The organism is Bacillus atrophaeus (assembly GCF_039519175.1).
In the GTDB taxonomy this organism is placed as follows: Bacteria; Bacillota; Bacilli; order Bacillales; family Bacillaceae; genus Bacillus; species Bacillus atrophaeus.
In genome coordinates, this window is record NZ_CP154443.1 from 657,443 (window position 1) to 679,580 (window position 22,138).

Annotated in this window: 26 protein-coding genes; 2 read left to right on the plus strand and 24 right to left on the minus strand. The window is 40.6% G+C overall.

Going from position 1 to position 22,138, the window contains the following annotated elements; genetic code table 11:
* Positions 1-9: 9 nt before the first annotated feature.
* The 19 genes from AAHT65_RS03430 to degS form a co-directional block, all read right to left on the minus strand.
* Positions 10-351 carry a flagellar protein FliT gene (locus tag AAHT65_RS03430; protein ID WP_106047114.1) on the minus strand — a complete coding sequence of 114 codons (342 nt, stop codon included), beginning with the start codon at positions 349-351 and terminating at the stop codon, positions 10-12.
* Positions 348-749, minus strand: coding sequence for a flagellar export chaperone FliS (fliS, locus tag AAHT65_RS03435; protein WP_003326733.1), 402 nt, complete (start codon positions 747-749; stop codon positions 348-350). The genes AAHT65_RS03430 and fliS overlap by 4 nt, the downstream gene beginning before the upstream one ends.
* A gap of 15 nt (positions 750-764) precedes the next feature.
* Positions 765-2,267, minus strand: coding sequence for a flagellar hook-associated protein 2 (locus AAHT65_RS03440; RefSeq protein WP_258728217.1), 1,503 nt, complete (start codon positions 2,265-2,267; stop codon positions 765-767).
* A gap of 18 nt (positions 2,268-2,285) precedes the next feature.
* The gene (gene flaG / locus AAHT65_RS03445) at positions 2,286-2,624 is read right to left on the minus strand and encodes a flagellar protein FlaG (RefSeq protein WP_315915989.1); all 339 of its coding nucleotides are present in this window, start codon (positions 2,622-2,624) and stop codon (positions 2,286-2,288) included.
* Between the two features lie 285 nt (positions 2,625-2,909).
* Entirely contained in the window at positions 2,910-3,860 is a 951-nt protein-coding gene (hag, locus tag AAHT65_RS03450) for a flagellin Hag (RefSeq protein WP_343310984.1), read from the minus strand.
* Positions 3,861-4,004: 144 nt separating this feature from the next.
* On the minus strand, positions 4,005-4,229 hold the full coding sequence (gene csrA / locus AAHT65_RS03455; protein ID WP_003326728.1) for a carbon storage regulator CsrA: 225 nt from the start codon (positions 4,227-4,229) through the stop codon (positions 4,005-4,007).
* Positions 4,223-4,654 carry a flagellar assembly protein FliW gene (gene fliW / locus AAHT65_RS03460; RefSeq protein WP_061570800.1) on the minus strand — a complete coding sequence of 144 codons (432 nt, stop codon included), beginning with the start codon at positions 4,652-4,654 and terminating at the stop codon, positions 4,223-4,225. The genes csrA and fliW overlap by 7 nt, the downstream gene beginning before the upstream one ends.
* Positions 4,655-4,688: 34 nt before the next feature.
* Positions 4,689-5,255 (minus strand): DUF6470 family protein, encoded by a 567-nt coding sequence (locus AAHT65_RS03465; protein WP_003326726.1) that lies wholly within the window; start codon positions 5,253-5,255, stop codon positions 4,689-4,691.
* 47 nt (positions 5,256-5,302) lie between these two features.
* Positions 5,303-6,199 (minus strand): flagellar hook-associated protein FlgL, encoded by an 897-nt coding sequence (flgL, locus tag AAHT65_RS03470; protein ID WP_088118067.1) that lies wholly within the window; start codon positions 6,197-6,199, stop codon positions 5,303-5,305.
* 11 nt (positions 6,200-6,210) lie between these two features.
* Positions 6,211-7,734, minus strand: coding sequence for a flagellar hook-associated protein FlgK (gene flgK / locus AAHT65_RS03475; RefSeq protein ID WP_010790079.1), 1,524 nt, complete (start codon positions 7,732-7,734; stop codon positions 6,211-6,213).
* 16 nt (positions 7,735-7,750) lie between these two features.
* Entirely contained in the window at positions 7,751-8,233 is a 483-nt protein-coding gene (locus tag AAHT65_RS03480) for a flagellar protein FlgN (protein WP_088118069.1), read from the minus strand.
* Positions 8,234-8,248: 15 nt separating this feature from the next.
* Positions 8,249-8,509, minus strand: a complete 261-nt coding sequence (flgM, locus tag AAHT65_RS03485) for a flagellar biosynthesis anti-sigma factor FlgM (RefSeq protein WP_003326722.1) — start codon at positions 8,507-8,509, stop codon at positions 8,249-8,251.
* A gap of 79 nt (positions 8,510-8,588) precedes the next feature.
* The gene (locus AAHT65_RS03490) at positions 8,589-9,008 is read right to left on the minus strand and encodes a TIGR03826 family flagellar region protein (RefSeq protein ID WP_010790082.1); all 420 of its coding nucleotides are present in this window, start codon (positions 9,006-9,008) and stop codon (positions 8,589-8,591) included.
* Positions 9,009-9,079: 71 nt separating this feature from the next.
* Positions 9,080-9,802 carry a double zinc ribbon domain-containing protein gene (locus tag AAHT65_RS03495; RefSeq protein WP_343310985.1) on the minus strand — a complete coding sequence of 241 codons (723 nt, stop codon included), beginning with the start codon at positions 9,800-9,802 and terminating at the stop codon, positions 9,080-9,082.
* Positions 9,766-10,062: a late competence development ComFB family protein gene (locus AAHT65_RS03500; RefSeq protein ID WP_010790084.1), complete on the minus strand. Its 297-nt coding sequence runs from the start codon at positions 10,060-10,062 to the stop codon at positions 9,766-9,768. The genes AAHT65_RS03495 and AAHT65_RS03500 overlap by 37 nt, the downstream gene beginning before the upstream one ends.
* 56 nt (positions 10,063-10,118) lie before the next feature.
* Positions 10,119-11,516 (minus strand): ATP-dependent helicase ComFA, encoded by a 1,398-nt coding sequence (comFA, locus tag AAHT65_RS03505; protein WP_343310986.1) that lies wholly within the window; start codon positions 11,514-11,516, stop codon positions 10,119-10,121.
* 106 nt (positions 11,517-11,622) lie between these two features.
* Positions 11,623-12,465 carry a DegV family protein gene (locus AAHT65_RS03510; RefSeq protein ID WP_003326716.1) on the minus strand — a complete coding sequence of 281 codons (843 nt, stop codon included), beginning with the start codon at positions 12,463-12,465 and terminating at the stop codon, positions 11,623-11,625.
* 106 nt (positions 12,466-12,571) lie between these two features.
* Positions 12,572-13,261: a two-component system response regulator DegU gene (gene degU, locus AAHT65_RS03515; RefSeq protein WP_003219701.1), complete on the minus strand. Its 690-nt coding sequence runs from the start codon at positions 13,259-13,261 to the stop codon at positions 12,572-12,574.
* Between the two features lie 76 nt (positions 13,262-13,337).
* Positions 13,338-14,501: a two-component sensor histidine kinase DegS gene (gene degS / locus AAHT65_RS03520; protein ID WP_003326714.1), complete on the minus strand. Its 1,164-nt coding sequence runs from the start codon at positions 14,499-14,501 to the stop codon at positions 13,338-13,340.
* A gap of 217 nt (positions 14,502-14,718) precedes the next feature.
* On the opposite strand from degS, the gene AAHT65_RS03525 reads away from it, so the two are divergent.
* Positions 14,719-15,372, plus strand: a complete 654-nt coding sequence (locus AAHT65_RS03525) for a YigZ family protein (protein WP_003326713.1) — start codon at positions 14,719-14,721, stop codon at positions 15,370-15,372.
* Positions 15,372-16,595 carry an LCP family protein gene (locus AAHT65_RS03530; RefSeq protein WP_088118072.1) on the plus strand — a complete coding sequence of 408 codons (1,224 nt, stop codon included), beginning with the start codon at positions 15,372-15,374 and terminating at the stop codon, positions 16,593-16,595. Before AAHT65_RS03525 ends, AAHT65_RS03530 begins: the two co-directional genes overlap by 1 nt.
* Before the next feature lie 90 nt (positions 16,596-16,685).
* Here the strand turns inward: AAHT65_RS03530 and AAHT65_RS03535 are convergent, their stop codons facing one another.
* From AAHT65_RS03535 to tuaE, 5 genes are all read right to left on the minus strand, one after another.
* A complete protein-coding gene (locus tag AAHT65_RS03535) occupies positions 16,686-17,762 on the minus strand; it encodes an MraY family glycosyltransferase (protein WP_063638078.1) in 1,077 nt (358 codons plus the stop codon).
* A 140-nt stretch (positions 17,763-17,902) separates the two neighbouring features.
* Positions 17,903-19,093: a teichuronic acid biosynthesis protein TuaH gene (gene tuaH / locus AAHT65_RS03540; protein ID WP_277713963.1), complete on the minus strand. Its 1,191-nt coding sequence runs from the start codon at positions 19,091-19,093 to the stop codon at positions 17,903-17,905.
* Between the two features lie 27 nt (positions 19,094-19,120).
* Positions 19,121-19,879: a teichuronic acid biosynthesis protein TuaG gene (gene tuaG / locus AAHT65_RS03545; RefSeq protein ID WP_063638080.1), complete on the minus strand. Its 759-nt coding sequence runs from the start codon at positions 19,877-19,879 to the stop codon at positions 19,121-19,123.
* 23 nt (positions 19,880-19,902) lie between these two features.
* Complete coding sequence (gene tuaF / locus AAHT65_RS03550) at positions 19,903-20,583, minus strand: teichuronic acid biosynthesis protein TuaF (protein WP_343310987.1); 681 nt, start codon at positions 20,581-20,583, stop codon at positions 19,903-19,905.
* 30 nt (positions 20,584-20,613) lie between these two features.
* On the minus strand, positions 20,614-22,083 hold the full coding sequence (tuaE, locus tag AAHT65_RS03555) for a teichuronic acid biosynthesis protein TuaE (RefSeq protein ID WP_343310988.1): 1,470 nt from the start codon (positions 22,081-22,083) through the stop codon (positions 20,614-20,616).
* Between the last annotated feature and the right edge of the window lie 55 nt (positions 22,084-22,138).

Sequence of the window (22,138 nt, forward strand, 5' to 3'; positions counted from 1 at the left end):
GGCACTCACCTATTTACGCTTGTCATAATAACGCCCGTCAACCGTGATGTTGTTATACGGATTTAAATACGTTGTATGTACGGCACGCTTTTTTTTCAGCTTATGCAGTTCACTTTTTAAAGACAGCTTAATTCTTTGCATTTCCTGAACAATCTGCTGATCCCACGTTAATACAAGTTTGATCTGATTTTTTTCTTCATCTGAAAGAGGAAGCGATATCTGTTTGATTAAACCTTCTCGTTTCGAAAGAAAATCTTCGATTTCTTTAACGAGTTCGTCACTTTCAGACGTCCCTTGTATATGTGTCAGCATGTTCTTCGTTTCACTGTATAACAGCTCCGTTTTCCTCATACAATTCCGCCTGATCCGTGCCGGTCTTTGCGCTCGATTTGAATCGCCTGTTTCCACGCATCACGAAAATCAGTAATGTAACCCTCAATTTCAGCCAAAATATCCTTATCACTTTGTATATTCGCTTCTACCAATTTACGGTGAATATATTCATACATCGCTCCCATTGAACCGGAAAGCTCAATGTCACGGTTAAGAGTAATATTTAATTCCTGAATAATGTTTTGTGCTTTGATGAGATTTACATTTTTGCTTTCCATATCACCCAAATGAATAGCCTGATTTGCAAGTTTTATAAATTTCAAACAGCCATTATACAACATAAGCGTCAATTCACCTGGAGTTGCGGTATTAATAGAATTTTGCTGATAAGCTGTATAAGGATTTTGGATTGCCATTTTTTACCCTCCGAATTACATAGATTGTGAAAGAAATTGCGTTAAATAGGTTGATTGCTCATTCATTTTTTGAATCGCCGTCTCCATTGCAGTGAATTTTGTATAATAGCGGTTTTCGATATTTGCGAGACGGTCCTTCAAACTTGTGATATCGGTACTGACCGTATTAAGACTTTTGCCGATTGAGAAGTTATTGTTAGTCATCGTTGAATTTCCGGCTTTGTTTTCTATGCTTTTGACTGTATTTTTTAATGAGTCATTCAAACGGTTAATAATCCCTTTTTCACCATAACTGCTGCTGCTCGAACCGCCCGCAAACAAATTAACCACACTTTGAGGATCTTCTTCTATTTTTGCTTTCAGCTTTTCTTCATTTATCTCTAAGTGTCCTCGTTTTAAATAAGTACTTGAAGTAGTAATGCCGAATTCGGTTAATTGATAGGATTTACCATCTACAGTGACGTTTGAATAGAAGTCAGTCCTCATTTGGTTTGTTCCGCCGCTTAAAATACTGTCATTTCTTAAAAGGCCGCTTTTTGCTTTTTCTTCCCACAGCTCAACCTCTTTATCTGACATCGCCTCTTTTTGATCAGATGTTAAAGGAGTATAATCTCTGTATTTTGTCTGTTGCAGCTTTTCATTGATGCCGTCAATTAATTCATTATATTTAGTAACGAAATCCTTAATTTTATTATAAATACCGTCTACATCTGTAGAAACGGAAGTTGTAATGGGACCGGTTTTTTCCGTTGTGCCCTTTAGTGTGTAAGTTACACCGTTTACAGCAAAGGTATTAGAGGTTTTTTCCATTGTAAAACCGTTGATTTTCACTTCTGCATTTTGCCCTTTTTGATCAGCAGTAAGTTTATTTTCAGCATCAAGTGTAAATCCGAGCTGATTGGACATAAAGCCCGCAGTCGTATCATCTGCTGCCTGAATACTGCCCCCTGCTCCGGTCGCTTTTGATGAGAAAGCAATGGTTTCAACATATTCAGAACCGTTATAAATTTTGTCTTTAAAAGCAGAAACCCCTAAATTTGATTTGTTAATCTTAGCAATCACCTTATCAATTGTGTCTGTACTGCTAATGCTGATATCTACAGTTTTTGCTTCAGTTTCACCTGGCGCGGTGACATTAAATGATAAACTGTAATCACCAGCCGTGTAACTTGTATAATTGGAAGATTTATATGTGGAAGAAGTCGCAAGTTTAGCTACTTCAACTGATGTTGATGTATTTTGAGCGCTGCTGGCCGCAGTAGCTGTCACAACTGCTTCATTTGAACTTGTAACTGTTTTACTATTATATACACTTGGATAAGTTAACGTATTTTGCGAAATATAATTTTGTAATTCACTTATTTTTGTATTGACTTCCCGATAGCTGTCACGCTGCCATTCAAGAAGCTGCTTTTTTTGTGTCAGTTTATCTAGCGGTACACGCTCTGTTTTCATTAAATTGCTGACGATTTCATCAACATCCATACCTGAAGCCAAACCTGTTATTCTTGTTACCATACCCAAACAACTCCTACCTTACATTGATTTATCAACTAGTAATCCTATAAACTCAGCCATAGCCGCATAAAAATCAAGCCATTGTTTTGGCGGGATTTCACGGATAACCGCTTCTGTTTTGCTGTCAACGACCTTCACATAATATTCATCTAACTTTTCATGAAGCTCGAACTTAAGATGAACTTGGGACGGCTCCAAAAGCTTGTTGGCTTTCTGTATCGTTTGTTCAACTTGTGAAGACACCCCTTGCTCCGAAGCTGCTCCGTTTATTACCGCCTCTTCATCTCGACCATTTACCATACGAGTATGATAAGCATCCCAAATAGATTCAAATGATGTAAAACGTTCAATATTCAATTTTAACCATCCCCCATTTGATGATCTACCGTTTATATCGACTAAGTTCAGTTAAATTACATGTTTTTTTGGAAAAAAACTCATGTTGATTCATAGTAAAATGATGAGTAAAAGAGTAAATAGTTCTACTCATTTTATGAAAAATTTCATTTTAACATAAGGATCGGTTTCAGAATAAAAATCATCTTAAATTGAAGACGCTGACGAAGAAGATTAATGAAAGGGGATATTTATTTCTACAAAGAAAAAGACCTTAGCAAAGCTAAGGTCTTTTTGAACGTGCTGTTATTGTAACAATTGAAGAACTGATTGCGGCTGTTGGTTCGCTTGAGCAAGCATAGCTTGAGAAGCTTGAGAAAGAATGTTGTTCTTAGTGAACTCGCTCATTTCTTTAGCCATGTCTACGTCACGGATACGAGACTCAGCAGCTGTTAAGTTTTCAGAAGAAGCACCAAGGTTATTGATTGTGTGCTCTAGACGGTTTTGAACCGCACCAAGTTTTGAACGTTGAGTTGAAACTTGTTTAGTAGCTGCGTCAATAGCAGAAAGTTGGTTCTCAAAAGAGAATTTTGCTTTGTCTTCGTCTGATAGATCAGTTCCATCTGCTGCTTTTCCAGTTAGTTTTGTAACGTCTAAGTCAGCAATTTTAAATCCTGCTACTGCGTTCCCACCAGCGTCTTTTGTATCTGCTGTTCCAAGAGATTTAACAGACATGTCCTCGATGTTTACTGTAAGAGTTTGTTGGTCGTTTGCGCCAATTTGGAATTGAAGCTGATTTCCGCTTGCAGAACTGAAATCACCATTAAGTAGGTTCTTGCCGTTAAATTGAGTACGGTCAGAGATACCTTTACTTGCTCCGTCAACGCCACCGATTTCTTCTAGTAAAGAACCGATCTCATCTTGAATTGCTCCAAGATCAGTAGTATCTTGAGTACCTGTGTTGTTAGCTTGAACAGCTAGTTCACGCACACGTTGAAGGATAGAGTGAGTTTCAGTTAATGCACCCTCTGCTGTTTGGATAAGAGAGATTCCGTCTTGAGAGTTTTTAGAAGCCATGTCCAGACCTCTGATTTGTCCTCTCATTTTTTCAGAAATCGCAAGACCAGCAGCGTCATCTCCAGCACGGTTGATGCGAAGACCTGAAGAAAGTTTCTCCATGTTTTTTTGTGAAGCATTGCTGTTTGCTGAAAGCTGGCGGTACGTGTTTAATGCCGCAATATTGTGATTAATTCTCATTTTATTGTTCCTCCCTGAATATGTTTTATAGCACGTCCTTGTGCTTATATTATGTAACGGCTGAAGCCCAATGTTCTTCCTGCCGGTTACATATTTAATATCGGACTGTACTTAAATTTATTAATACAAAAAAGAAAAAAATCCTCACTTTTTTTGTGAGGATAGCGCAGACAATAGATTGTTGGAAAAAGAAGCTGCCCGATTATTTTCTTCTTGGATCGTCAAATAGATTTCTTTTCTGTGAATATCAATATGCTTTGGAGCATCGATGCCCAATTTCACCTGATCTCCTTCAACAGCAATAATTTTCACTTCAATATCATCGCCGATTTGAATCGCTTCATTGATTTTCCGGGATAAAACTAACATGATTCTCCTCCGATCGGATGCTTTGTCGTGTATGAGGAGTTGTGTAATACTACTTGCTTTGCCAGCATATTTTTACGATTCACAATAATTGGAGCTAGCAAATTCGCTGTTGATTTCTCAAAAGGCTCTTCCATTGTTAAAATTGTCATGACTTCAACATCTTCAATATTTTCTATCTCCAAAAGCTCTGCTGCGGATTCACTAAGATCAAATTCGTAACCTTTAAAAAAGACGAACGGACTTACGACAATAAACGCAAGGTTCTCTGTTACGACTGACTGCAAGACAACGAACGGAGAGTCTTCTGAAAGCGGCAAAATGACAAACTGTTTTTCTTCTGAAAATCCAGGGAGCCCGCTTTCAAAAACAATCATTTGTTCTTCTTTAACGTTCGTTTGGCCATGGTATTTTGTTTTAATGAACATTGTTCACGATCCTTTTCATTTTTACTTTTCAACCTTACGCTTTTTTAGGATATACTACATCTATTTTTAAATCAGGATATTGCAGCATGTCAACCTTAACGTTTCCGGGCGTATAATCAATGATTGGTTTACGCGGCGCTGCCTGAATAACCGGTTTATGCGGCGTTACGTTTATATGAAGCTCCGATGGGGTGTAATCGACTTTTACTCTTGAAAGAGATGGAGTGAAATTTTTTCCCAATTCAATAGGATGATGGGCAGCGTTTCTTTTCGCCTGGGAAGCAATCGGGTTTCCTCCATTTTCAATCCTCATGAGCTCGTCTCCTTCATCTGCGGCTCTTGCTATTCCATCAAGTACATCTTGACGGCCTTTTTGTGCAGCTTCTTCTATCCTTTTAAATATATGTTTCCTGTCTAAGTCTTCCCAAGCTTTTGTTTGATCTATCGTAAGTTTTGAAGGTGTTACTGACATATCCAGTTCAGCCTCGGGCTGTTCGATTTTTAAATCCGCTTCAGGCTGCTCCATTTTTACGCTTGCCGGAATTGTTGTCAAACTAATTTTGGCAGGAATACTTTGCATGGCTAACATCGGTATCTCCATCATAATGCCTCCTAAATTGTAAAAAAAGCGGACTCATTAAGAGCCGCTTACTTTAAAAAATCAATCAATGTAGGCTGAACGATTTTCGCATTTACAGCCAGTGCTGCTCTGTGAACACTTGCCTGAGCAATAAAATCGGTTATCACTTTTTCAAGTTCTACGTCTTCATTATCAGATAATACTTTTGTAGCCGTCTCTTCCTGTGTCTCTAAGCGTGTATTGATTAATTCTAATCGGTTATATCGCGCACCAATATCAGAACGTTCGGCACTCATGCCGTCAGTAAACTGATCAATGTCTGATAAAGTTGATTTCAGATCGTCTACCGATCCTGAATTTAATGCATTTTCAAGCGATTCAAGCATTTCAAATACATTTTGACCGCTTGCTGATGTACCTCCGAAGGCCGATTTCGGATCTGAGTTCACCTTTAAAGTCATATTACTTGAAATATTGACATTGACATCATCTGCGTCAGGTATGGTATAGGTTCCATCACCATTATCCACTACCGGAGGGCTATCTGAATTAGTCCCATTAAATATATAGCGTCCATTTACCTGTGTATTGGCTATATTAAGAAGCTGTTCTTTTAGTTGATTAACTTCAACGCCTATAGATTTTAATTCAGCCTCGCCATTTTGGCCATTTTTAGCTTTAACGACCAGATCCCTTACTTTTGACAATACGTCAATACCTTCAGTAATGTTCGTTTCTGTATTTTCGAGCCAAGTGAAGGCTTGTGAAGCATTGCTTTGGTATTGTTTAACCTGGGATAACTGCGTATTATATTTTAAACTCTTCATAGCAACAATCGGATCATCAGAAGCCTTAGAGATTTTTTTACCTGATGAAACTTGAGATTGAAGTTTATCAAGCTTAGCGTAGCTTGAACCAATATAGCGCAAGGAGTTTTGCTGAATCATACCTTGTGTTACTCTCATTTACCCGTCACCTATCTTCCGCCGGCACCCATGCCGTTTATCACTTTATCAAGCATTTCATCTTGTAATGTAACCATTCGCGCGGCAGCATTGTATGCATGCTGAAATTGAATCATGTTGGTCATTTCTTCGTCTAATGAGACTGCACTCATTTGCTGGCGGTTTAAATCAGCAGCATTCAGCTGTGTTTCTGTGTTAGCCGCTAAACGGTTCGCCTCTTGTGTTTTGATGCCTAATTCGCCTATTAAACTTGCATAGTAATCTAAAACCGTGGTTTTTTTTCCGCTAATTGTTATATTACCGGTTAAAACACTTGCTAGTTTTGTGGCATTTGAATTATCGTTAGCTTCGCCGCTTAATGAAAAAGCAATGTTTTGGCCTTTTGAATTTTTAATGCTGTCAGTCACTTTAATCTTAGCGGCTGCTCCTTTTGCAGGATTAGCTTCCCCGCTGCTAAAGTCAAAGAAATCGCCGCCTTGTTCACCGCTGGCGGTTAAGCCATTTCTGTGCACCTCATTAAAAGCTTTAGCAAATTCAAGCGCCATGTTATCAAGATCAGAAAGCATTTCTGGATAAATGCCTTTTTCTTCTCCATCTGCTGTCACATACCCGTATGATTGGATAAAACCTAACAAAGAGCCGTTGCTGCTGAATGAATCTGCCTGTATCTCGGAATCCCCGATAGACACACTTTTTGCCAGACCGGTTTCTTCATCATAATTTACTTTTAACTCTGTGGCCTTGTAATCTTTCCCGTCCAAAACAGTTCCAAGAGACTGTTTGTTCTTATCAAGGATTTCGATTGATACAGTACCTTCAGATGAGGCAAGTGCATTTCCACCTGATTTATTGTAGCTGACCTTTATATCAACTAAAGATGACAATTTATCAAGAAGCACATCTCTTTGATCATACAAGCCGTTTGGAAGATTTCCCGATGGTTCGACCTGTGCAATCTGCTGATTTAAACTGTTTAATTGAGACAGCAGGGAGTTAACATCTAAGACACTGCTATCAAGTTCAGTTTTTAAATTTGACTGAACATTTGTAAGTGACTCAGAAATATGATTAAATGCACCAGCAACATCCTGTCCTTTTTGAGAAACAACAGAACGTGCGCTGTCTTCATTTGAATTGTTTGTTAATTCCTGTAATGACTTCCAAAAAGAATTAAGCACACTGCTTAAACCGCTGTCATCGGTTTCATTCATTACACCTTCCATTTGCCCGAGAGCGTTAGCCCTAGTATCATAATATCCCGAGTTGTTATTCTGTAACCGATATTGATAGTCAAGAAAGCTGTCTCTTATCCTTTCAACTGACTTCGCTTCTACACCGGTTCCTATTTGTCCCGCTACTTTTTCCGCGTTTTTTGAAACAGCAGGAAACGAGCTTGTTGCCTCTAATGAGACCCTTTGTCTTGTGTAGCCATCTGTATTTGCGTTGGCAACATTATTAGCAGTGGTGCTTAAAGCAGCCTGCTGAGCACTTAGCGCCCGCCTTGCTGTTTCAAGGCCCATAAAGGTCGATGACATGTTCAAATCCTCCGTTCTAAGCTTGTGAATCAAATAACTTTAATCGGCTTCCCGCCGGATGGTTTGCTTGAACTGATTGTCCGTAATTAATGTTATTCTCCTGGGGAACAAGCATATCAAACGTAAGGGAGATAAATTGCAATGCCTGTTTCGTAAGCTGTTTATTCAGCTCATTTATTTCCTTTAAGCCGTTAAGCTGTTCAGAAAGCGATTGAAATAACTGTTCAAGCTCGTTTTTTTCCTTACCGGAAGCCTTTTTTATGCATGCTGTAACTGTATTGTTTTTACCAAAACCCAGAAATTCAGAAGTTGCTTTCATCCGTTCTTCTTCTACTTGTCCAATTGCTTGTATATATTTTTGCTCTTTTGTCAAAATGTTAGAAAGCTCTTTTGTTTTGCCGGCCTTTAGCGCTTCGGTTTTCTCTTCAGAAAGCGTGAGCAAATGTTCATGCAGAACGCAAAGTCGCTTTAATTGTTCAATAATTGGCTTTGCTGACATCGGCTTTCTCCTTTTTTATTGCTTTTTATAAAAATTCACCATGTTTTCCGCAATGCTGTTTCCGTCCACTTTATAGGACCCGTTTTCAATCTCAGCTTTAAGCTGTGCTATTTTTTCCTGACGAGACTTAATGTCTGATGCATTTTGGAGTTCTTTTGCCTGTGAAGAAATTTCAACTTTATCTTTAGGCTGTGCAGATGTTTTTTGCACGGCTTGTTTATCGTAATTTTTTTGATATGGATTAACGGATTGTGTTCCAAATTGATTGATTTTCATAGGATTCCTCTCGCTTTCCGTTGCAGTCTTTAAACAATCTAACCCTTTTATCGACTGCGTTTTCAGTTAGTTTAGGGAATCAGCTGTTTTTGGTATTATAGGCATAGTATGTGTCTTTAGAACCATTTCCACCCTTTGATTTCGAAGCGATCTCTTGGTTCAAACGGTCCATTTGCCCCTCAATATCTGACTGGCAAGCCTTGCAGAATTTGCCTTCCCGTATTGATGTACCGCACCTTTCACAAGGATATGCCAAATTCGGAAGATGAGTGATTTGAATTCTTTTTTGTCTGATGAATTTTAAAATCAGCTCTTCTTCCACACCTGTTTTTTCGGTAATGCGGTTAAGTGTGGATTGTCGGTTTTCTTGTTTTCTTAAAAATTTATATACAGTTTCAAATGCTTTTTCTTCTTCCTTAATACACGCCTGACATACAGTTTGCAGCTTTGTTTTTAAAAATAAAGCATTGCACTTTGGACAATTCGCCAGTTCACCCATCGTTTTAACTCCTATTCTTTAATATGCCTGTTATATTTCTAAAAATTATATCGGCACAAATACAGAATGATTTAGCTTCTGATTAAAGTAAAAGAGGACACAGAGCCTGCTTTTCCTTTTTCTAATAAACAGCGGGCTGCATGGTGTAAGGTAGCGCCAGTGGTATAAAGATCATCGATTAATATGACATCCATATCTCCAACGGAATTGATTTCAGTATCAAAAACACGTTTGAAAAGGAGTCGTTCCGCTTTGTTTTTCTTGGATTGTTTTTCATTATCCAGACGGGTTAGGGAATGAATGATGGGCCGGCCTAAACATTTCGCCAGAAGCTCCGACTGGTTAAACCCGCGCTCTGCTTTCCGTTCCTCACTCAGCGGGATTGGAATGAGCACATAGCTTTTTTCAGGATAGATAGTTGAAAATTCCGATACAAAATCAGTCTTAAAAACATGCAAAAGCTCTGCGTCTCCTCTGAATTTAAAACGGGCCAGCGATTCTTTCATCATCTCATTATATAAATAAACAGAACGGTTTCGGCTTAAAAGGAAGCCTCTATCAATCCTTGATTCCCATTCGGTGCAATCGGGGCATTTTTCATTTGTGTTTTGAGGTCTGCCGCATGAAGGGCAAACCGTTCCTGCGATCCTTTGTAATTGTCTTTTGCACGGATGACAGACCTTTTCGTCCGGCTCTAATAAAAATAAAGATCTCCACGTAAGAGATTGAGAAAACTGCGAATCACACAATAAGCAGTTCAGCTTTTTTGCTCCTCCCTTTTTTTCGTCACACAATTATCGCCTGGGCCGGCTGACACGATAGCAGCCGATTCAGCCAATATAACAAGCATCGCCGTATTTTTCTGTTTATCAACAAGTTCGGCTTTGTTATACGCAATCTTTTTTTTATCTGTAACATAGCTTGGTTTCACTTGGTTTAAAGAAAGCGCCAGTACATCATTCTTGCATACTGGGCATGTGCATTTCATATGAAGCTGATCAATATAACGGTCAAGAAGCTCTTTCATCACGATTTCTTTTGAATTGACAAGCATTTTTACAGCTCCTCGTTGAATGTTTGAGTATACTGTAACATGTTTTTACAAATTAACTAGTCTATTAATTCGTTTTTTCTTGCCAATTTATTCATTTCGTTTATATGATTTCTGGCATCTATCATACTCTTTGTTTTTCCAAAGTGAAAATATATGACGTCACCCTGAGCATATTTTTTATGCCGCCCTGTCCTTCCGGCGATTTGGACGAGTGCACTCTCAGTAAATATAGGCGATTCAGCTCCCAATACGCCAGTCTGCACCATTGGAACAGTAACTCCTCTTTCTAATATGGTCGTTGTGATTAATACATCAAGCCGGCCGTCCCTGAATTGCTGCACTTTCTCTTTTCGGTTCTTATCTTCCGCATGCACACCCGCTGTCCGATATCTCATGCCGGCGAAACAGGCAGTAACCTTCTCTAAAACGGAAACAGACGGCACAAATAAAAAAACAGGTCTGCCTTCTTTCACATGCTGTTCTACCCATATTTTCACCTGTTTCGGAATTTTGCTTCCGGCTAATTTTTTTTGCCAGTTTCCGCACCAGCAAAAACGTGGTTCAGGCAATGGTTTCCGATGGTGTCTTGCGGGTATGCGAACCGATTTTAACTTCCCTATATGTGCTTTCTTTTTTAATTCTTTGGAAGGTGTTGCACTTAAATAAATGAGGGTGCTGTTTTTCTTTCTTGCTTTTTGAACAGCAAACTGGAGAGTTTGATCAGCAGAATAAGGAAAAGCATCAACTTCATCTATGATGATGACGTCAAATGCTTCTTTGTAACGTAATAGCTGATGTGTCGTTGAAATCATCAGCGGGGACAAGCTCCCTTTATCTTCACTCCCTCCGTAAAGGGCTGAGACCTTTGTGGTCTGAAAGGCGGTTTTCAGCCTTGGAGTAAGCTCTAGTACGACATCGGTGCGCGGTGTTGCAATACATACGCGAAATCCCTGATTTAACGCAAACTCAATGCCCGGGAATAATATTTCGGTTTTACCTGCGCCGCAAACAGCCCAAATAAGAAGCTCTTCCCTTTTAGTTATCGCGTCAATTAAAATATCCGCGGCTTTTTGCTGTCCAAGAGAGAGTTTACCTTCCCAAGTAAGCTTTATAGGCTGCCAGCTTGCTTCCACCTCCTTTATCCATGAATATAAGAAAATGTTCTCGCTTACTCTTCCCATCATGACACACGAACGGCAATACATTTGATTTTTTTCATCTGAGCATGACCAGTAGGAGGAAAAATACCGCTTATCATTTTGGCCGCACCTGTTACACAAATAACCCTTTTTATTTTTGATGATTGATTTTTCAGCGGAAATAAGACCATGCTCAATATGCCAGTTGATAAGTTCCTCAGAGAATGGGATTTCAGTTCTAAGCAAGTGGCGCTGATGAAGGAACTGCTGCAGATCAGCAGAGAATAAAGGTTTCTTTTTCAACTCAGTCTGCATAACGCACTGCCTCCTTGGGAAAAAGTATGCCTGACCGAAAATTCTCTGTCCAATCTAAAAAAACAGAATATAAAAAAACCTCCGCCTCTAAAACGGAGATTTCTGATTACATAAAACACCAGCCGATACCGATCGCGCCTTCGCCCAGATGCGTGCCGATAACCGCGCCAAAGTAACTGTTATAAAAATCGACGTGCGGATACTTTGCAGAAAGCTCTTTAATGATTTCATCAGCTTCTTCTTCCCTGTTGGCATGGATTACGGCCGCCTTCATCGGCAATCCTTTGCTTGCGTCTTCTTCCAAAAGCTCATATATCCGCAAAATCGCTTTTTTACGTGTTCGGATCTTTTCAAAAGGAACAATTAGCTTATTGTCAAAATGCAAAATAGGCTTTACCTTTAGAAGGCCCCCAATAAAAGCCTGTGCGCTGCTTAAACGCCCGCCTCTCTGAAGATGGGCTAAATCATCGACCATAAAATACGCCCGCTGTGTTTTTTTCATTTCATCCAGCTCTTTTATAATGTCTTCAGGAGCGTACCCGCTTTTAATCAACTGCGCTGCTTTAATTGCAAAAAAGCCTTGGACAAGACAGCTTATCTCAGAGTCAAACGGATAAACTTCAATATTATCCACCATTGCATTAGCAGAGGCCGCACTGTTGTATGTGCCGCTTATCCCGCTTGAAAGATGAATGCTAATAACGGCATCGTACGTTTTTCCAAGCTCTTCATACAAAGCAAGCAGCTCTCCAAAGGCCGGCTGTGATGTTGTGGGAAGCTCATCATGTTTTTTTACTTCCTTGTAAAAGCTACGCCAATCGATTTCTGTTTCCTCACGATAGGATTCGTTTCCGAATACAACATTAAGAGGAATCATATGTATATGATTCTGCTCTCTTATTTCTTTAGGAATATACGCGGTACTGTCTGTTACCACAGCAATCTTCATGTCTTTGTTACCTGCCTTATAGGTTACTTAATCTTTTTCGTATATAAGAATACAAATATTTTTCATTATAAAAAAGACCTGCCATAAAAGGCAAGTCTCGTTTATTCTATCTCATTTCTACCCAGCCATTTTTAATCGCGACCACAACTGCTTGCGTCCGATCGTTTACGTTCATTTTTTGCAAAATATTGCTGACATGATTTTTGACTGTTTTTTCACTGATAAATAGTGATTCGCCTATACCGCGGTTGCTTTTGCCGTCTGCAAGCATTTGCAGCACTTCACATTCCCGCCTGGTTAGAATATGTAATGGTCTCCGAATTTCCGGATAAACCTCATGCTGAGGATGGGCAGAAACTCCGCTTGTTGCAAGACGTCGAAACTCGTTTACAAGATTGTGAGTGACCTTCGGATGGAGATATGAACCGCCTTCCGCCACCACTTTAACTGCTTCGATTAAAGTATCAGCGTCCATTTCTTTCAGCAGATAACCTCTTGCGCCTGTTTTTAAGGCATGTGTCACATAATTTTCATCATCATGAATAGACAAGATAATTACTTTTGATTCTGGATACAGCTCTACAAGCTGCTTAGTAGCTTCCACACCATTTACATTCGGCATATTAATATCCATAATGACTACATCAGGATGATAGTGCTCAACAATACGAGCTGCCTCATCTCCATCGTCACCTTCTGCTACCACTTCAAAGGTAGGTTCAAAATCTAATATTCGCTTAACACCTTCACGAAATAATTGATGGTCGTCGATAATAACAATATTTACTTTAGTCACAAGCCACGCCTCCTTATGTTATTGTTCTATATAGTCTGCTATTCGGTCAATATGCCTTTTGGCTCTATTTTACAAATTATAGAGTAAGAGATAACGGAACCTTTATCATGATGAATGTCCCAAGACCTATTTTAGAGTCTATTGTAATAGTCCCCTCAAGCAAGTCTACTCTCTCTTTCATCCCAAGCAAACCAAATGATTTATTCTTTTTCTGTTTAGTATCCTTCACATCAAAGCCTTTTCCGTTATCCTTTATCATTAAGATAACAAAATCTTTTGTGACCTCAACTTTGACTGTTATTTCTTCTGATTCTGAATGCTTTAACGCGTTAGTCACTGCTTCCTGTGCGAGCCTGAAGAGCGCGACTTCAAACTGTGGCGCAATTCGCTTGTCTTCCGTATCACCAATGCACTGAAAATGTATTTTGACTTTTCCGTTGTACTCCTCGGTTGTATAAAGATATTTTCTCAGCGTGGGGATCAGACCCAAATCATCTAGAGCCATCGGTCTTAAATCATATATAATCCTTCTGACTTCGTAAAGGGCATTTCGCACATTTTGCCGCAGGTTTTTAATTTCCTGAAAACCGTCTTCAGTTCCCCGGTCGCGAAAGATCCGTTCGATTAATTCGGATCTCATCATCACATTTGCCAGCATCTGCGCGGGACCGTCATGAATTTCTCTGGAAACTCTTTTTCTTTCTTCTTCTTGGGCTTCAATAATCCTCAATCCAAAATCCTGTTTCGCCTGAGCGTCTGCAAGAAGCAACCCGACTTGCCGCAAATCTTGATTCAGATAGTTTAACACCACAGTAATTTGGCTGACTAACGATTCTGACCGTTCAATAATTTCCTGAAGGCCTAACAGCCTGCGTTCTAAATCATCCCTGCGCTCCCGCAGCTGCTTTTCACGCTGCTGAATCATTGTCAGTTCGACTTGAAGTTTATGTGCTTTTTCATAGGCATTGCGGATTTCCTCTTCACTGAATCTATGAAAATTGCGGCTGACTTCTGATAAACGGTTTCTGGCATGGCGGGTATGCACTTCTAGCTTATCACCAAGGTCAATCACTTCATATACCTGCTGTTTGATTTGTTTCAATTCTTCAACCAGCTGCTCATACTGCTGGCGGGACTGTTCCCCGATCTGAAAAACCTCGTCCTTGCTCCCGTCAACGGTCTTTAGCATCTTCATTAGAATAGAGTCCAGCACTTTGGAATCCATCTTTGTTTTATTCATAGATCTCCCTCCGTAACGGTGATGTCATATATTTTTATTATAAATGTAATTGATCTGCAATTTGTGTCGAATTATAATGAAAGAATGCGTATATTCTAGAAAAAAACATTTTTATATATTTTCTTATTCTAATAATAACAAAATACGCACAAAAATTCTAAAGCCTGTTCGAATTTGTAAAAGCAGGTATTTATGCCTGTCAGGAGGGTCAGCAAGCATGCTGCACAGCTATTTAACTGTGAAAGAAGCAGGTGAACACGAAATTGTGATTGAAAAATCACGGTTTATCTGCCATTTAAGCCGTGTTTCTTCTGAAAAAGAGGCACAGGAATTTATTCAGGATATAAAGAAACAGCACTGGAATGCCACCCATAACTGTTCTGCTTATATGATTGGCGAAACCGATCATATCCAAAAAGCGAATGACGACGGAGAGCCAAGCGGCACAGCCGGCGTGCCTATGCTTGAGGTATTGAAAAAACGCGGACTCAAGGATACTTGCGCTGTTGTAACACGGTACTTCGGAGGAATTAAGCTTGGTGCGGGCGGACTGATTCGCGCTTATGGAAAGTCAGTGTCTGAGGGTTTAAATCATATAGGAGTCGTTGAGCGGAAGCTGATGAGGATCATGCATACTTCTGTCGATTACACATGGCTCGGAAAAGTAGAAAATGAATTAAGAGAATCGCCTTATCAGCTAAAAGAAATCCATTATGCGGAACATGTCGAATTTGAGACATACGTAGAAGAGAAAGAGAAACAAGCCTTCTCTGAATGGATTACGGATTTAACAAATGGAAAAGGTGATAATACAGAAGGAGATTTGACGTATCTTGAAAAAGTCGTCAACCATCTAAAGGAGACAGAATAATGGCTGAACGTGTAAGAGTACGGGTACGTAAAAAGAAGAGTAAACGAAAGATAATTTTCAAGAGAATCTTAGTGCTGTTTGTCCTTGCCTTATTAGTTGTTGTCGGGCTGGGCGGATATAAATTATACAAAACCATCAGTGCCGCGGATGATTCGTACGACGCACTCTCACGGGGAGATAAATCAGATCTTCGGAGCGAAGTGGTTGATATGAAGAAAAAACCATTTTCCATCTTATTTATGGGAATTGAAGATTATTCGACAAAAGGCGAAAAAGGCAGATCCGATTCTCTTATCGTCGTCACTCTCGACCCAAAAAAGAAAACGATGAAAATGCTGAGTATTCCCCGGGATACACGGGTTCAGCTGCACGGTGATACGACAGGAAATAAAACGAAGATAAATGCAGCATACAGTAAAGGCGGAAAAGAAGAAACTGTTGAGACTGTTGAAGACTTCTTACAAATACCGATTGATAAATATGTAACAGTAGATTTTGACGGTTTTAAAGACGTAATTAATGAGGTTGGGGGAATTGATGTAGATGTTCCTTTCGATTTCAATGAAAAAAGTGACGTTGATAAGTCTAAAAAGATCTATTTTACTAAAGGCAAAATGCATTTAGACGGCGAGGAAGCACTTGCTTATGCACGTATGAGAAAACAAGATAAGCGCGGAGACTTTGGACGTAATGACAGACAAAAGCAGATCTTGAATGCCATCATCGATCAAATGTCTAAAGCAAGCAACATTGCAAAGATTGATAAAATTGCACAAACAGCGAGCAAAAACGTTGAAACAAATATTCGAATCACTGAAGGTTTAGCATTGCAGCAAATTTACAGCGGATTTTCCAGCAAAAACACAGAAACATTAAAAATCACCGGGTCTGATCTCTATTTAGGGGGCACGACCAGCACCAAAGGAACGTATTACTTTGAACCGGATGCAACCAACCTTGCCAATCTTCAGAAGGAGCTTCAAGATTATTTAGACTATACGCCGGAAAGCAGCAGTTCAACTGCTGACGGCACCGGCACTGATGATTCGGCCAGCTCGACATCCGGGAGTACAGGCACCGATAACTCCAGCGGCTCGACGTCCGGAACGACCGGTACTGATGATTCTACAAGCAGTTCAAGCTCAGACAGCTACAGCAATAGCAGCTCCGGCAGTTCAAGTTCCGATAGTACTACAAATTCAACAACTGGTTCTTCTTATTAAAATCATTCCCGGTCCTCTTTCGGATCGGGAATTTTTAAATCATTTACCTTTACACATTAAAAAAGCTCCGGCCTTTAGAGCCGGAGCTTTTTAATTTCTTTTGACAAGCCGTTTATAGAACTTTGTAAACGGCTTAAATTGTTCATTCACCAACCCTGTTACCTCTGCAATGATCTGCATAAATACAATCAAGGTGAAAATGATCAACAGCGAGAGCCAGATGGTGGCGCTCGTCAGTAATATCGCGCTGATGCTGAAGATAAACCCGATTAGGTATATGATGATAACCGTCATTCGGTGGGACAGCCCAAAGGCCATCAGCCGGTGATGGATATGTGATTTATCTGGCGCCGATATTGGCTGTTTATTTAAGATTCGTCTTATGATGGCAAATGTCGTGTCAAAAATCGGAACGCCTAATATAATAATCGGAATAACAATACTGAATAAGGTTACACTTTTATACAGGCCTAGCAGTGATAAGATTGAAATGACATATCCTAAAAAGAGTGATCCGGTATCTCCCATGAAAATTTTAGCCGGATGAAAGTTATAGAACAAAAATCCTAGTGTACTCGCTATAACGACGAGTGAAAGTGACAGAATCAGGATTTTTCCGCCGGACAGCGCCATAACCGCAATGGTTGACAGTCCGATAACGGATAAACCGGCTGCCAATCCGTCTAGTCCGTCAATAAGGTTCATCGCATTTGTAATGCCGACGATCCAAAATACGGTGAGCGGATATGCCATCCATCCTAATTCGAAACGCTCAGCTAGAAACGGCACTGAGAAAAACTCCATCTTCAGTCCGGTGCTCACAATCATAATTGCTACTATTATTTGAATTAAAAATTTAATTTTTGCGCTTAGTTGGTACTTATCGTCAAGAATGCCTAAAATGACAATCATAAACGCGCCGACGGTGATAGCCGTCATTCTCGTTTCATTGTATATGCCGGCTGCGGCAACACCTGCAATGACACCTATAAAGATTGCCAATCCGCCCATACGGGGCATAATTTTATCATGTACTTTTCGATTGCTGGGCTGGTCAACTGCACCTATTTTGATCGCAAGTTTTTTTACGATAGGGGTTATGATTAAAACCGTTAGCAGAGAGACAAAAAACGCAACAACAATGCGAACCATGCGTTCGTCAAGCATAAAGAAGTCTCCTTTGGTATTGAATGAAGTCTTTATTAATTGAACCGTTCTTTCCATTATACATTCTTACTAGTTATTATAACAAGCTTCATCAAAAAGAAACATGGATAATCAAAAAATGCGCATCCCCAAAAAAAGGGTTACGCATTCCTTTGAATCCCGGTGTATTGCATAATTTGTTTAAATAAACAATTCCAGTCTTGCCGGCGGGCGATTTGCCGGCGCAGCTCTTTGTATGATGCATCCCGCTCCTTTTCCAGCACTTTCTCACAAGCCTGTATAAAACTTTCGGGATCGCTGTCCTCTAGGTATTCATAAATATGAGGCTGCTGCATTTTGGACGTAGACGGGAGATTACAGCCGACTACTGCCTTGCCGGCAGCTAAAAATTCATAAAGCTTAAGCGGAAAAACCGCTTGATTATATGGCGATTTTTTGTATGGCATAATACCGATATCAACAAGCTCCATATATTCCGGCACCTTGTCAGGGTCAGCAGGTCCCGTCCAAATCACATTCGGCCGCTTCAGCAGCTCTTGGAATGCCGGATCGCCGTTTGTTGCATCCGGCCCGACAAATAAGAAAGTCCAATCCGGTTTTATAGCAGCCGTTTGCTCAATCAGCCTGAAATCAAGCTTCGGTTTAATTCCCCCTATAAAACCGAGAACCTCCCCATTTCTTCCTTTTAATATGTCTTGATCAGGCTTTTCTTTTTGCGCGGAAAACAAATCATATTCCACGCCGTTTTCCACAGTGTGGACCTTTTCACGGCGGTCTGAGAGCTTCTTATCTACTTCACGATGAAGGTAGTCAGATGAACATGTAATTGAATCAGCGCGCTGAATAATTCTCAATTCCGCTGTTTTAATGACTTTGCGTCTGAATTCCGAAAGTAAATTTGACCGGCCGCTGATAGGCGCGGCCCATAAGTCGCTGCAATCGTATATGACTTGATCCCACGAGTAAAGCTCTGACAGCAGCGGAAAACCAGGGAAGGTATACCATAAACAGCAGCGCTCTCCTTTACTTGAAGCAGAACGCAATTCTTCCAATAAAGGAGAAAGCTTGTGTTTATAAAACAAATCAGTATATCGGCCGAAGCGGAACATCTTTTTTTGGAGGAGATCTTTTACGGCAAATTGCCGGATGCCCCCTGCCAGACTTTTAAACGCCGGCTCTTGATTTTCCGGTGACGGACACACCCAAATGACTTCCTTTGTAGCGCTTTGGCCCGCTAAAAATTCAGCCAGTCTGTGCCGTCTGTATCTCAGATGATCCTGTCCCCATTCAGCCGTTGCGACGATGACATGAACTATAGATTTCGTTTCCACCTTCATCACCTTTTCTCTCTGTTACGATTACAGTCTTTTTTTCATGGCGTTTTTCGCGTACTGGACAAAACACCATGATGCCTTCATAAAGTGCAGCCGCTCGATTTCCCTGTAGACGAACCACGTTTTTTTGGCGGCTTTCCATTTGTTGCTTGAGATTGAATTATTGACAAGCCTGTATTCGGCCAGGCACTCATTCATTCCGTATGCGGTAAATCCTCTTTTCAGTAAAGAAAGCCATGTAGCCAAGTCTTGCCGCGTTCTGATGTTCGGCATTTGAATCTGTCCGGTTTGTTCCCTGTCAATCATCACCGTCAGACATCCGATAATGGTATTTTTCAAGGCATCATCATACGTCAGGCGTTCCGGCGCTTGAATATTTTTGTCAATCAGTGATCCGTCTTGCGTCATCAAGCCGTAGCCTGTAAACGAAAAGGCGCAAGAATGCTCAGACATAAAGTGAAGCTGCTTTTGCAGTTTTTCTTTCTTCCATCTGTCATCGCTGTCCAAAAACGCAACGTAACGTCCCTTTGCACGCTCTAATGCTTTGTTTCTCGCCACAGCGGCCCCGCTGTTTTCATCCAGATATATCACATGAATTCTTTCATCTTTCATTTCATATTGTTTTAGAATGTCCCGAGTTCCGTCTGTAGAGCAATCATCCGCAATGATCATTTCCCAATGCGGATGGCTTTGCTGCAATACAGATTGAATGGTGTCCTCAATATAATCACGGGCATTATAAGATGGCGTAATGACAGATACGAAAGGTTTCCAGTTGGTCATGATCACATCTCCATCGTATGATTTTAAAAGGACTCTCTGAAAAATTCAGGAATGACAATGAAAAAGAACGCAATGGTTACACCGATCAGCACACCTAGAACAGCTTTCTTTTTTGGGGACATTCCTTCACCTGATGCCTCATTTACTGTTTCAGAATCTACGATACTGGCAGCTTTTACATTAAGCTTTGTGTTTTTCAGCTCATATAAAAATCTTTCTTTATCCACCTTAGAATCTTCGCTTACATTCTCGCCATCAAGCGCGTCTATACTTTGGCTAATGACTGCTTCCCTTTTTGCAAACAGCGCTTGATCCTTTTTCAGAAAAGCAGAGGAAATGGCGTCCAAAACGGATTCCGTCCGCTCCTTCTCCCGGTCGCTATAGCTGATTGTTATTAACGAGTCAGACTCCGCGCTGATGACGAGCTTTTCTTTTACCTCAGCAAGATATTCCTCTTTTTCCTCAGGAAGAGCCTCCTTTAAAAAAGAATCGCTTTTTAAGAGAAGCGGAATTTCTTCTGTGTTGTTATAAAGCGGATTGTCATAATTCCCCGAAGCTATTGTGATTTGCGCCGCGTAGCTGCTTTTCCCTTCCATTTGCGATGGCAATAGATAACCCAGCACCCCTAAAATAAGCGGCAGCGCAATGATCCAGATACTATTCTTTTTCAAACGCCGGGCTATTCTTATCAATATATCCTTCATATAAGTCTCCCTGCTTTTCTTAGTCTATGTCTAGCGGTATACGGGTTCAGACTGCTCATGCTTTGAACGCCTCATGACATTGACAGCTGCAATGACAAGCGCCAGAAATACCCAATGAAAAAATAGATTTGAAACGGAGCTTGGGCTGATGCTGGATACTAGGAAACTGACCAGAGCCGTAATAAGTCCTTCTATGACCAGTTTTGACCAATTATCCATTTTTCTTTCATACAATTTGTAAAGCGTCCAAATCAAATACAGATAAACGGTAAGATATCCGAGCATCATGATCAAACCGAAGTTCGCCATAATTTCCACAAGCCAGTTATGCACCTCTACCACCTGATCTGTATCGTACAGAGCGTAATGCTTTAAATAGTAGGAAACATTCCCCGCGCCTACTCCGAATCCGTATGTATCAAGAACGTAATGCCAGGCGTTTTTCAAAAGATTCGCCCTTGCGACATTGGAAGGCAGCGGCTCATCAAATGAATGAGCCGTTTGCGGAGCAAGAAACAACTTCCAAAAAACAGAGAAAATCCGATTTGCAAACAAAATGGCAAAAGCAGCACAACCAACCGCCGAGAGCCAAATCGCAGCTTTTTTAAGCACAGAAGGCAGCAAAATAAAGATATAGACAGCCGCACCTGCGAAAACGCCGAGCAAGCTTGCTCTAGAGCCAGTCAAAATGATTAAATACAGTGCGCATAAGGAAAGAAGAAGCCCGATCCCCTTGAGATATCCGTTCTTGATATTTTTGGCCATCGTGAGGTAAAAAAAGAAGCTAATGGACAAAAACGTCGCAAAATCATTTTGATTAAAAAACACAGACGTGGGATAATGCTGCTTGTATTCCGGCCCGTTATAAAGCGTCGATGTCGGCAGATGGTGCAAGGTGATGTTGTTGTAAATTCCGATACCCATCAGAACTACCGTCATGACCAGCCAGATCGTATAAAAAATCAGGATGCGCTCCATCTTCTGGATATACATAACGATGAGATAAATCATAAATATCCCCATCGCCAATAACGCTAAATATTTAATCCCTTCCGTCACGGATTTAGCCCAAAGCAAGGAAATAAGCCCGTATATAAACCAAAAAGCAAAAAATAGCAAAATTCCTTTTACATTCAGCCTGTTCCATCTCTGGATATAGGTCCGATTCCGCAGCATTCCGGCAAAATGAAGACAGCCTGCGGCGATCAGCAGAATGCGGTAAAGAAATAAACTGAAAAAGCCTAGATGAACCGCAAAAAATGCATTATTTAAAAAAGTGCAGGCGATCAATAGATAGATAACAGCCATAAACAGCTGATCTCTTGTTGTAAAAGCCGTTGCAAGCGAAAGGCCGAACAGACCGATAACCAATACCGCCAGCGCTGCGGCAGTCTGGACAACCCCTAATTCCGCCCAGGCAGCTCCCAACAGTATAAAAACTCCTAATATGACAGCGGCCAGCAAGGCAAACATTTGCACCGCTGAACGTTTGATACTCACATGTGCAACCCCTTTCCTGACGTTTCAGGAACCGGCAGCCGAGCCACAGCAGCCG